Here is an 11685-nt window from a genome sequence, read left to right on the forward strand (position 1 = left end):
TTCAGTCGGAAGACTCGCGCGCCGAAGGCTCGCGCAGGGCGGCGAGGCGCAGTTCACGTTCGGCGCCAACTGCTGGCGTGCCGTGGGAGGGGCCCTGCGCACGCGTCAGCAGCCGCAGCGTGGCGACCGAACCTGCCACGGCGAGCAGCAGCGGGATCGCGAGATCGTGATTCGCGTGCGTGAATTCGAGAATCAGCACGGTCGCGGTGACGGGCATCTGCATCGAGGACGCGAGAAACGCACCCGCGCCGACGATCGCAAATGCACCCGGCGATAGACCCGGCCAAACATGGTTCACCAGCCCGGCGATCACGATGGCGAGCAACGCGCCGTTCGCGAGCCCTGGCGTGAGCAGGCCGCCCTTGGCGCCTGCGCGCAACGTGGTCGTCGTGATGAAGACGCGCAGCACGAGCAGCGTCGCCGCGAGGCCAATGCCGAGATTGTCGTCGAAGCTCAGGCCGGCCGCGCCCTTGCCGTTGCCGGGCAACTGCGGAAACCAGATGGCCAGCAGGCCAATGCCCGCGAAATTGACGAGAGTGTAGAGCGGCAGCCGCCAGTCTTTGGGCGAGGCGTCGCGCGCGCGGCTCGTCAGGCGCGCGAAACCGTGCGCGGCTGCGCCGAACACCGGCCCGCAGAGCACCGACCACACCACGAGCTGCGCATTGATGCCGTAGGCGGGCACGTGGTATTGCTGCGCGTCGCCGAGACCGATCCATGCGATCACGGCCGCAATGGCCGAGGTGCTGATCGCCGGCACCGCCACCGACCAGCCGAACGTGCCGAGCAGCACTTCGAGTACGAACATCGCGCCGCCCAGCGGCACGTTGTAGACAGCCGCGAGCCCCGCGCCCGCGCCGCACGCGATCATCACGCGGCGCTCCGCGGCGGTGAGGCCGGTGCGCTTCGCGAGCCAGCTCGCAAACGCGGCGCCGATCTCGCGCGGCGCGACTTCGCGCCCGAGCGGCGAACCCATCGCGACGGTCACGATCTGCAGCAGCGCGTGCACGGTGGTCGCAAAAATGGGCATGCGCTTGCCGCCCGGCTTGATCGCTGCGCTGATGCTCACGAGCGGGCGCGCGTAGCGATAGAGCGCCCACCATCCCCCTCCGGCGATCAGCCCGCACGCCACGAGTACCGCCACGCGCCGCGAGGGCGCGGTATCGGTCACACCCTGCAGAAAGCTCTCCTCGCCGATGATGTGCCCCGCGCCGTAGCCGTAGGCGACGTGCTGGATCGCATGCAGCAGCAGCGCGAGCAGCATGCCGGAGAGACCCGCGCCGATGCCGGTGAGCACGGTCACCATCGCCAGCGTGACGAGCGGGCTGCGTGGCGGCGGACGAACGGCGGTGGCGCGCGGGCGCGGCGCGGGTTGGGGCGCGGGTTGGTGCGGGAAGGATGACACGGCGGCAAGACAGGCGTGGGAGTCGCCAGGCGACGGGCTGGTGCCCATTGTAGCGAGGGCATGGGGGCGGCGCGTCGAGCACGTTCAGCGCGCCCGGCACGTCCCCCCCAAGGTTCGGCAAAAGCGAAAACGCCCGCCGCGCGTCACGCGGCGGGCGTTCGAATCGATGCAGCGCTTACAGGTAGCTGCAAACGTAGTCGAGCGTCTCGACCACTTCGATGTCGAAACGGCTCTTGCCCGGCACGGAGAAAGACTCGCCGGCGCCGTAGGTCTTCCACTCGTCGGTGCCTTTGAGGCGGATGCGGCACTGGCCGGCCTGCACTTCCATCAGTTCGGCGGCGTCGGTGCCGAAGTTCAGCGTGCCCGGCAGGATCACGCCGAGCGTCTTGCGTGAGCCGTCGGCGAACAGCACGGTGTGCGACACGCACTTGCCGTCGAAGTAGACGTTGGCGCGTTTGATTACGGAAACCTGGTCGAATTGTGCTGCTGCCGTCATGGCGGTCTTCCTCTGTCTTCGTGAATGGAACCGGGCGCCGGGACGACTTCTCGTCCGGGGCGAGGCCGCCATCATACCGGCAGTCGGGCGCGGCGGGCGGATGGCATCGCCGTACAGCCATTCGGTTTGCGAATTGGATATTTACAAACAAATGACCAGTTATTACAATCGCTATCACAAATGAGAATCATGCGCATTTGCAACTACGATAATTCGCCGACCAACTCGCCTACTCATGTCCGTCCATTTCCCGACGCGGATGCGCGCCATCGCCTCCGTCGCTGCGCTCTATTGCTCCGGTTTCTTCGCATCGCCGCTCGTTCACGCGCAAACCGCGCCCGCCGCCGATAGTCCTCCCGCCGCGAGTGCAGCGGCAGCACCGCCCGCATCGTCTACTGCGGCCACGGAAAGCACGCTGCCCGCCGTGAAGGTCGTTTCGGCGCCTTCCGAGATGCAGACCAAAACGCTCGGGTCGTACAAGTTCACCGCGCCGCTCATCGACACGCCGCGCTCCATCACGGTGATTCCTGAAGAGGTGCTCAAGCAGAAGAACGTCACGACGTTCCAGGACGCGCTGCGCACGGTGCCCGGCATCACGTTCCTGGGCGGCGACGCGGCGGCGAATCCGTCCGCGGACCGGCCCGTGATTCGCGGCTTCGAGTCGCGCAACTCGATCTTCGTGGACGGCATGCGCGACTCGGGCGTGCAGAACCGCGAAACCTTCGATGTGCAGAACATCAGCGTCATCAAGGGTCCGGACTCGGTGTATGCCGGGCGCGGGTCGGTAGGCGGCAGCATCGACATCACGACGAAAACGCCGCAGGCCGACAACTTCATCAACGGCAGCGTGGGCCTTGGCACCGATAGCTACAGGCGCGCCACCATCGACTGGAACCAGACGCTCAACGACACCACGGCGTTCCGCCTGAACGCCATGGGCCACGACGCCGACCAGGCCGGTCGCACCGACGTGTACAGCAAGCGCTGGGGCGTGGCGCCCTCGATCGCGTTCGGCCTGAATACGCCGACCACGGTCACGGTGAGCTACTACCACCTGAACACCTACGACATGCCCGACTTCAGCGTGCCGTTCCGCTCGACGGGCGGCACGCCGGTGTCGTCCAACCGCGGCCAGTTCTACGGCCTGAACTCGCGCGACTACCGCTACGGCCAGACCGACACGGGTGAAGTGAAGGTGGAGCACCGCATCAACGACGCGTGGAAGATCCAGAACACCACGATGTTCGGCCGCTCGACGCTCGACTACGTGGCGACCAATCCGCAGTTGACGAACGCGACCTCGAACATCCTCAGCCTGCAGGCCAAGAGCGGCAAGTACGCGACCAACAGCGTCGCGAACCAGACCGAGGCGAACGGCAAGTTCGATCTCTACGGCATGCGCCACACGTTCACGGCGGGCGTGGAATTCAGCCACGAGCAGGACCTGTACGAGGGCTATCTCGTGACCGATTCGGCGGGCAACAACATCCGCTCGGGCGGCCCGTGCTCGGTTGCGTACAACTGCGCGTCGATCAACAACTGGAACCCGAATAACCCGTGGACGGGCAGCATCGTCCTCAATGGCGACAAGAGCTTCCCGGGACCTGCCACGCATACGCAGACGAATATCGCTTCGGCGTACATGTTCGACAGCGTGCAGCTTTCCGAGCGCTGGATCTTCAACGCGGGCTTGCGTTTCGACCGCTACGACGTGAGCGCGCAGCAGGCGGGCGTGGCCGATCTGTCGAACACGTCGAATCTCTTCAGCTACCAGTTCGGCCTCGTGTTCAAGCCGGTGCCGACCTTGAGCCTTTATGCGTCGTACGGCACCTCGGCGAATCCGCCGGGCTCGAATTCGGGTCTCGGGGGCGGCACGGACCAGATCACGGCTACGAACAAGGACCTCGCGCCCGAGCGCTCGCGCAATATCGAAGTGGGCGCGAAGTGGGACGTGCTCGATCAGCGCCTCTCGCTCACCACCGCGTTGTTCCAGACCGACAAGACGAACGCGCGCGTGAGCGACGGCCTGGGCGGCACGATCAACGCGGGCTCGCAACGCGTGCGCGGCTTCGAGTTCGGTTTCGCGGGCAACGTGACGAACAAGTGGTCCGTGTTCGGCGGCTATTCGTATCTCGATGCGATCACGACCGATGCCGGCCCGGCGAGCCCCACGCTCTCCGGCTTGCCGATGGTGATGGTGCCCAAGCACAACTTCACGCTGTGGACGAGCTACGACGTGCTGCCAAAGCTCACGGTGGGTGCGGGCGCAACGGTTTCGAGCCTGACGTATGCATCGGTTTCGGCGACGTCGCGCAAGTGGACGCCGGGCTATGCGCGCTTCGATGCTGCGGCGACGTGGCGTGTGTCGAAGAAAATCGATCTGCAGCTCAACGTGAACAACATCTTCGACAAGGCGTACTACCAGAGCGCATATCCGATCTACGCAACCTGGGCGCCGGGCCGCTCGGCGGTGGTGACGGTGAACTTCTATCAGTGATCGCGCGCGCCGCTAACGTCGCTTTCGGCGAGGCATGAAAAAAGGGGCGCTCGCGAGGAGACGCCCCTTTTTCGTGGCCTGCGAGAATCAGCGCAGGCTCACTCCGGCTTCACCGCCACCGAAGCCTCGGAGGTCAGCATCATGAACGTGAAACTCTCCTGCAGATACAGCTTCACGCTCTTGTCGTCATGCGACGAATACCCAATCGACACGTCCTGCCCGAGGTGGAACGCGAAATCGCCGCCACGCGTGCTCAGGATCGCGCCGCCCTCGATGGCCGGCGCCCAGATGATCTCGCCATTCACGAGGCGGCGAATGTGCTCGAGAATCGGATAACCCTGGTCGCTCGCTTCGCTCACCGCCGTGTACGCATCGGAGCCGAGCAGCACCGCATACGGGCCGTCCACGCCTTGCAGGCGCAACTGTTCGAGCGCCTTGGCGATGACCGTGGGGTAATCGGCGATATCGGCGGGCATCGGCAGGATCGGGTTCGACGAGCCTTCGCGGATGCCGGTGATCTGCGCGGCCTTGTAGCCGTCGAAAATCGCACGGTCTTCCGCGAACGCGAGGCGCGTGGCCGCGTCCTTGGCCGGCTGCCAGTCGGAGTCTTCGGCGCCGCGCTCCACGGCGTCGATGGCTTCGCGCGAAAGCTCGAACGGCACGCGCAGTTCCACGATCGCCTTCACTTCGCGCTGGCGCGCGCGGATGCCTTCGAGCGGCGCTTCGATGCCGTTCTGGTGGCCGGTGCCGACCGCCGCGAGCGCGGGGCCGCCGGGGCCCTCGACGTCCACGACGCGGCGGCCCGCGAGCGAGCGCTTGAAGGTGCGCGCAACTTCTTCTTCGATTTGCGACCACGCGGCCGTGGAAATGGGCGCCAGCTCGCGATGGAGGTTATTCATACCGGGGTGCTCCTTTGAGGGATCCGATGGCGAGCGAGCCGTCCGCGCTGGGCGCGGCGGCAGACTCGGTTTCTGTTTCTGATGTGTTGGCGGCGCTCACCTCGATGGTGGGCGCGGCGCCCGGGTCGACTTCGGCGAGCGCTTCGAGCAGCGTCTGCGACGGCACGAAGAAGAGCCCCCCTGTGACGGCGCGGCTGAAGTCGAGCAGCCGGTCGTAGTTGCCGGGCGGCAGGCCGACGAACATGTTTTCGAGCATCTGTTCGATCGGCTCGGGCGAGCGCGCGTAGCCGATGAAGTAGGTGCCGAATTCGGCCGAACCGGGCCGGCCGAACGGCATGTTGTCGCGCAAGATCTTGATCTCGTTGCCCGCGTCGTCTTCGAGCGTGGTGAGCGAGCTGTGCGACCAGCTCGGCTTCACGGCTTCGTCCAGTTCGATGTCCTGGAGCTTGGTGCGGCCGATGATGTGCTCCTGCGCCTCCACGGAAAGCGCGTTCCAGCCTTTCATGTCGTGCATGTACTTCTGCACGAGCACGTAGCTGCCGCCGCAGAATTCGGGATCTTCGTTTTCGCCGATCACCGTGAAATGGACGGCTTCGTTGCCGGTCGGATTCTCGGTGCCGTCGACGAAGCCGATCATTGCGCGCATGTCGAAGTTGCGAAAGCCGTGCACTTCGTCCACGGTCGTGACCGCGCCTTCCAGGCGCGTCATGAGCTGGGTGGCCAGCTCGAAGCACAGGTCGGTTTCGTCGGCGCGAATATGCAGCAGGATGTCGCCGGGCGTGGCGATGGCCTTGCGCTCGCCCGTGCCGAATTCGCGGAACGGGTGCAGCCCGGCCGGGCGCGGCTCGCCGAACAGCTTGTCCCATGCGTCGGACGAAAAGCCGACCACGCACGACAGATTGCCGGCGGGCACGCGCTTGCCGACCGCGCGCACGAGGTTGGCGACGTCGGCGCACCAGGCGCGTACGGTGGCGCGGCTCGCGGCGTCGTCGTTGACGGTCGCGACGATGAAGAAGGCATTGCGCGTGACGGCGCTGGAGACGGACTGCGGTTCCTGCGTGAGAGAGGCCGGCGTCATGATGTGGGGTATCGCTCGTGAGTCCAGAGTCGGTTCGGGTTTTGCTGCGCCCGCATAGTTTAGCCAAACTCGGGGAAAACGGCCGTTTGCAGGCGAGTGGGTGCCGTGCGAGGATATTCACGGTGATATCGACGTGCCCTGATGGGCAGGCCGGAGTAAGCGCTGAAGCACTAACTCCGGGTCGACAGCTTTGCATGGGACCGGAGTAAGCGCTAAAGCGCTAACTCCGGATCGACAGGAGACACAGCATGTGGGACCACACCGAGCATGAAGGCTTCGAGATCTGGGTGCTGCCGATTCCGGCGTTCGGGCCGCGCGCGCCCGAGCCGCTGTTCCACTACAGCGGCTACATCTGCCGCCACGGCGCGGACGCCCATGTCGAAGGGCGCAGCGTGCGCTTTCACGACATGATGCGCAACTACACCGGTCCCGACGCCGCGCTCGACGCAGCCTACGCCGACGCCCGCAAGCGCATCGACCGCTTCCACGCGACGGGGAGCTGGGCCGAGAGCACGGCCTGAGCCTTCAATTTCCCTTTCAGCGGCCGCCCTGCACGATCAGCTTCACAGGCCGCCCTTCGCAGCTCACCTCGCCCGGCAGCGCGAGCGTACGCCAGCCCGCCGGCTGGCCGGGGGCGCTGAGTTCAGCGACGTCGTCGGGATAGGTCGTGACCACGTTGAACGGCCACGACCCGCGCCGCAGCCGCTCATGGACAAGCGAGCCGACCCAGATCGGCGTGGGCTCCCCGTCGCTCGCATGGCCATCGTCAGTGCCGTTTCCATTGCGCCGCGGCGCGAGCGCATAGCCCGAAGGCCAGAAACGCAGCACGTCGCGGCGGCTGCCCGGCTCGCCCGCGTCGTTCGGCTTCCCGTCGAGGCGCGCGCGGGCGAACACGAGCGGCGAGGGCAGGCCGTTGTTCAGCTTCGGCAGCAGCGGCAGCGACATCACATCCACGTTCGGTGCGACGAGCGATAGCACGCTCCTCACCGAGATTTGCGGACCTTCGGCCCAGCCGGCGTCACGCAGCGCCGTGCGCAGATCGTCGGCGCTCGCTGCCCACTGGATCGTCATCGGCTCGCGGCGCGCGCCTTTCATGTCGAAGCGATAGCACGCAAACGTCCTCCACAGCGAATCGCTCCACTGCATTTGCGAGAGGACGACAGGCGGCGCCGCAGCGGTCGTGGGCGGCGCGGGCGTGCGCCTGGCCGGCACCGTCTGCAGCAGGACGGCGCCGACCAGCACGAGCAGCACGATGGGCGGCACATAGGTGCGCTGCGGCGGCCGCTTGGGGTAGCGCCAGAGCGAGGTGAGCACCACGATCGCCACCCAGATGGCGGCGAAGGCCGCGCCGCCGATGGCATCCGAGAACAGGAAGCGGTCGAAATAGAGCCCCGCGAACGCCACCGCCACGATGATCCCGTTGCCGAGCGCGGCGACGAGCGCGGCCTCCAGCATGCTCGCGCGGCGCACGAGCAGGAACATCACGAAGCCGTAGACGATCACCATCGACGACACGCGGTCGCTCGGGAACACATAGGCCTCGACGGCCTGGCCGCCGCCCGGCGACGTATGGTGGATCACGAAGCGCAGGATGAGGATGAGCAACTGCGAAACGGCCGCGGCAATCATCCAGTAAGCGATGGTGCGCCAACGTCGCTCCAGCACCATCCAGATGCCCACCGTCGCGATGAGCGCCGCGAGCGTCCAGGTGCTGCCGAGCGTTTCGACGCGCGCGAGGGCCGCGTCGGCCCACGTGGTGCGGATCGACTGCAGGAACTGGCGCACGGACTGATCGATCTGCACGAGCGGCGCGCCGCGCAGCAAGTTGCCGAGCACATAGGAAAACACGGCCGCGCACACCGGCACGAGGCCCGTGATCACGATGACGGGGCCGAGCGCGGGCTGCGCCGGGTCGAGCAGGCGGGCGATGCGCTTCGAGGCGCGCCCGGGATGCTGCGCTGCCCACTGCGCCGCGCTGCGGCGCGACGCGCCGGCCCAGTTGTCGATGTGCAGTAGCAGCATGCGCACGAAGCGCCAGATGAGCCAGACCGCGAGCGCGACGATGCCGATGACGACCACCAGCCGGAACGACACCGCGCCCGCGAGCTGGAGCGAGGCGCCGAACACGACGCCCGGCACGATATGCGCGGGCGCCCAGACGAGCGCGGAAATCACGTTCATCATGAAGAAGCGCATGGGCTTCATGCCGGCCATGCCCGCGACGATCGGCACCACGGCGCGCAGCGGCGCGATGAAGCGCGCGAGGATCACGCTGCGCGTGCCGTGGCTCACGAAGTAGGCGTGTGCGCGCTCGAGAATGGCGGGGTGGCGGCTGAACGGCCACATCTGGGCCAGCGAGCCGCGGTAGCGATGGCCGATCCAGAAGCTGACGCCGTCGCCGGCCACGGCGCCCACAATCGCGCAGACGAAGAGCCAGCCGAGGTTGATCGTGCCGGTGGCGGCGAACGCGCCGGCAATGAACATCGCCGTGCTGCCGGGAATGAACGTGCCGATGAACGCGAGCGATTCGAGGAAAGCGGCGACCACGACAAAGGCGAGCGTCCACGTCGCGTGCGCGGCGAGCAGGTGCAGCAGATGATCGTAGGCGTGCTCCATGAGCGGGGCGGGTTCGTTTGCTGGGGCTCGCGGGACGGGCGCGAGATCGGGCGGGTGGCGGTCCGCACCGGCCGTGCGCAACTAGCCGCAAGCGGCGTGCGGAACCATCAGGCGCAATATAACCGGGCGCGCGCAACTACGTGCGACACGAGGCCGGGCGGGGCGAAGCGAGGGGGCGAAGGCGGCGGCCGCGTCGCGCGGCGGCGACGCGGAAGGGGGCGCGGCGTATAGCAGGCTGCGCCAGCGAGTCCGGGTACGGCCGTGACGAGGTTCAGATAACGCCCTTCTCCTTCAACGCGGCCAGTTGTTCCGCCGAATAACCGAGCATCGAGTGCAAGACCTCCTGCGTGCCTTCGCCCAGTTGCGGAGGCGCATGCCGCACGGGCAGGCGCTCGCCGTCGAAGCGCCACGGCGGCGCGAGTACCGGCGTCGTGCCGCTTTCGGTATGCGGATGCGGCTGGTGCGTGACGAGCCCGCCAAGCGTTGCGCGTGGCGACAGCAGCGCCTCGCGCAAGCCCGCCACTTCGCCGCACGGGATGCCCGCGCCCGCGAGCCGTTCGAGCAGGAGCTTGCGCGGACGGCTGCCCAGTTCGCGCGTGAGTTCGGGTACGAGCGTCTCGCGGTTCTGTCCGCGCAGGATGTTGGTCTTGTAGCGCGCGTCGTCGGCGAGGTCTGCGCGCTCGATCACCTCGCGGCAAAAGCGCTCGAACTGCGCGTTATTGCCCACGGTGATGACGAGCGGACCATCGGCTGCATCGAACACGCCATACGGCACGATCGATGGGTGCGCATTGCCGTAACGCGGCGGGTCCTCGCCGATCAGCAGCGCTTCGAGGCCGTAGTAAGCGGTAATCATGAGGCCGCAGTCGAACAGCGCCATCTCGATGTGGCGCCCGCGACCCGTGCGCTCGCGCTCGTAGAGCGCGGCGAGCATCGCCTGTGCGGAATACATGCCCGTGAAAAGATCCACGGCCGCTACACCGAATTTGAGCGGCGGCTGGTGGGCTTCGCCGTTCATCGCCATGAGGCCCGTTTCGCCCTGCACGACGAGGTCGTAGCCGGGGCGTGTCGCTTCGGGTCCCGTGCGGTCGTAACCCGAAATCGAGCAATAGATGAGACGCGGATTCTCGGCGCTCAACTGCTCATAGCCGAGCCCGAGCTTTTCCGCGCCGCCGAACTTGAAGTTCTGCACGACGATGTCGCTGGTTTTCGCCAGCTCGCGCACGATCTGCTGGCCTTCGGGCGTTTGCAGATCGAGCGTGATCGAACGCTTGTTGCGATTCACGCTGTTGAAGTACGCAGTCTCCGTCTTGCCGACGCGCACGCCCCAGTCGCGCGTGTCGTCGCCGCGGTCGGGATGCTCGATCTTGACGACTTCCGCGCCGAGATCGCCGAGCACCATTGCGCTCCACGGCCCGGCCAGCACGCGCGAAAGATCGAGCACGCGCACGCCCGCCAGGGGCAAGCTGCTTTTGTCCGTCTGCATCAACAGGTACTCCTGGTTCGTTGTCGGGGCGACTGTATGCAGTCGCCCCCTCATGGCTCACGCCGCCTCACGCCCCAATGCGATGTAGCGCGCGAGATGATGATCCTCGTCGCCAAGCTGATGATCGATCATCACGAGCCGCTTTGCATAGTGCGCGAGCGGCAATTCCCACGTCATGCCGATGCCGCCGTGCAGCTGGATCGCTTCTTCGGCCACGCGCGCGCCAATACGCCCGATCGTGTACTTGGCGGCCGAAAGCGCACGTTCGCGCTGCGCGCGCGGCGCGTCGATCGCCGCTGCCGCGTTGATGACCGCCGAACGCGCCTGCTCGATTTCGAGCAGCACGTCCGCCATGCGATGCTGCAGCGCCTGGAAGCTGCCGATGGGCAAACCGAACTGCTTGCGCGTGCGCAGGTAGTCGAGCGTGAAGTCACGCGCGATCTCCATTGCGCCCACGGCTTCCGATGCGAGCGCGACGATGCCGTAACCGCGCGCATGCTCGAGCGTCGCGAAGCCGCTGTCTTGCGCGCCGACGAGCGCATCGGCATGCACCTTCACGTTGTCGAGCGCCACTTCCGCTGCGCGGCCGCCGTCGATCTTGCGGTAGCCACGCAGGCTCACACCCGCTGCGTCGCGCGGCACGAGGAAGAGGGAGATGCCTGCTTCGGCGAATGCATCGCCGGAAGTACGCGCCGAAACGAGCAGCACGTCGGCATGTTCGGCGACCTGCACGACGCCCTTCGCGCCCTGCAGCACCCAGCCATCGCCGTTTTTCTCCGCGCGCGTCGCCACGCGTGCGTCCTCGTAATGCGAACCCGGCTCGTCGTGCGCGAGCGCGGCGATTTGCGAGCCATCGATGAACGATGCGATGCGCGCGCGCTGCGCCTCGCTGCCCGCGTGGGCGAGCGCGCGGCCGACGATCAGCGTGTCGAGGAACGGCTCGACCACGAGTCCGCGCCCGAGCGCTTCGAACACCACCGCGACATCGAAGCCCGCGCCGCCAAAGCCGCCATCGGCCTCGTCGAACAGCGCGCCGATCACGCCGAGTTCGGCGAAGCGCTGCCACATGTCTGCGCTAAAGCCTTCTTCGGAGCGCGCGATTGTATCGCGGGTATTGAAATCGTATTGCTCCGTGATGAAACGATTGAGCGTATCCGCGAGCATGCGGCGGTCTTCTGTGTGCTGGAAGTCCATGGCGTGCCTCTCAAAGA

The 11685-nt window shown here is 66.7% G+C and carries 9 protein-coding genes; 2 read left to right on the forward strand and 7 right to left on the reverse strand.

Annotated elements, in window-relative coordinates:
- Nucleotide 1: 1 nt before the first annotated feature.
- Complete coding sequence (locus tag BFD71_RS02900) at nt 2-1303, reverse strand: chloride channel protein (protein ID WP_069261741.1); 1302 nt, start codon at nt 1301-1303, stop codon at nt 2-4.
- Between the two features lie 274 nt (nt 1304-1577).
- On the reverse strand, nt 1578-1898 hold the full coding sequence (gene ppnP, locus BFD71_RS02905) for a pyrimidine/purine nucleoside phosphorylase (RefSeq protein WP_069261742.1): 321 nt from the start codon (nt 1896-1898) through the stop codon (nt 1578-1580).
- Between the two features lie 235 nt (nt 1899-2133).
- Between ppnP and BFD71_RS02910 the strand changes: the two genes are divergently transcribed.
- Entirely contained in the window at nt 2134-4395 is a 2262-nt protein-coding gene (locus tag BFD71_RS02910; RefSeq protein WP_069261743.1) for a TonB-dependent receptor, read from the forward strand.
- A 98-nt stretch (nt 4396-4493) separates the two neighbouring features.
- Here the strand turns inward: BFD71_RS02910 and BFD71_RS02915 are convergent, their stop codons facing one another.
- Together BFD71_RS02915 and BFD71_RS02920 are read right to left on the reverse strand one after the other, a co-directional pair.
- Nucleotides 4494-5294, reverse strand: coding sequence for a family 1 encapsulin nanocompartment shell protein (locus BFD71_RS02915; RefSeq protein WP_069261744.1), 801 nt, complete (start codon nt 5292-5294; stop codon nt 4494-4496).
- Nucleotides 5287-6372 (reverse strand): Dyp-type peroxidase, encoded by a 1086-nt coding sequence (locus tag BFD71_RS02920; RefSeq protein ID WP_069261745.1) that lies wholly within the window; start codon nt 6370-6372, stop codon nt 5287-5289. Before BFD71_RS02920 ends, BFD71_RS02915 begins: the two co-directional genes overlap by 8 nt.
- Nucleotides 6373-6620: 248 nt before the next feature.
- On the opposite strand from BFD71_RS02920, the gene BFD71_RS02925 reads away from it, so the two are divergent.
- Nucleotides 6621-6893 carry a hypothetical protein gene (locus tag BFD71_RS02925; RefSeq protein ID WP_069261746.1) on the forward strand — a complete coding sequence of 91 codons (273 nt, stop codon included), beginning with the start codon at nt 6621-6623 and terminating at the stop codon, nt 6891-6893.
- A 16-nt stretch (nt 6894-6909) separates the two neighbouring features.
- Here BFD71_RS02925 and BFD71_RS02930 read toward each other — a convergent pair whose 3' ends face one another.
- The 3 genes from BFD71_RS02930 to BFD71_RS02940 all read right to left on the reverse strand — a co-directional run bounded on the left by BFD71_RS02930 (nt 6910) and on the right by BFD71_RS02940 (nt 11668).
- Complete coding sequence (locus tag BFD71_RS02930; protein ID WP_069261747.1) at nt 6910-8988, reverse strand: VTT domain-containing protein; 2079 nt, start codon at nt 8986-8988, stop codon at nt 6910-6912.
- A 271-nt stretch (nt 8989-9259) separates the two neighbouring features.
- Nucleotides 9260-10474: a CaiB/BaiF CoA transferase family protein gene (locus tag BFD71_RS02935; RefSeq protein ID WP_069261748.1), complete on the reverse strand. Its 1215-nt coding sequence runs from the start codon at nt 10472-10474 to the stop codon at nt 9260-9262.
- A gap of 57 nt (nt 10475-10531) precedes the next feature.
- A complete protein-coding gene (locus tag BFD71_RS02940) occupies nt 10532-11668 on the reverse strand; it encodes an acyl-CoA dehydrogenase family protein (RefSeq protein ID WP_069261749.1) in 1137 nt (378 codons plus the stop codon).
- Between the last annotated feature and the right edge of the window lie 17 nt (nt 11669-11685).

The sequence above is a fragment of the Paraburkholderia nodosa genome, from assembly GCF_001718195.1.
Lineage (GTDB): Bacteria > Pseudomonadota > Gammaproteobacteria > Burkholderiales > Burkholderiaceae > Paraburkholderia > Paraburkholderia nodosa_A.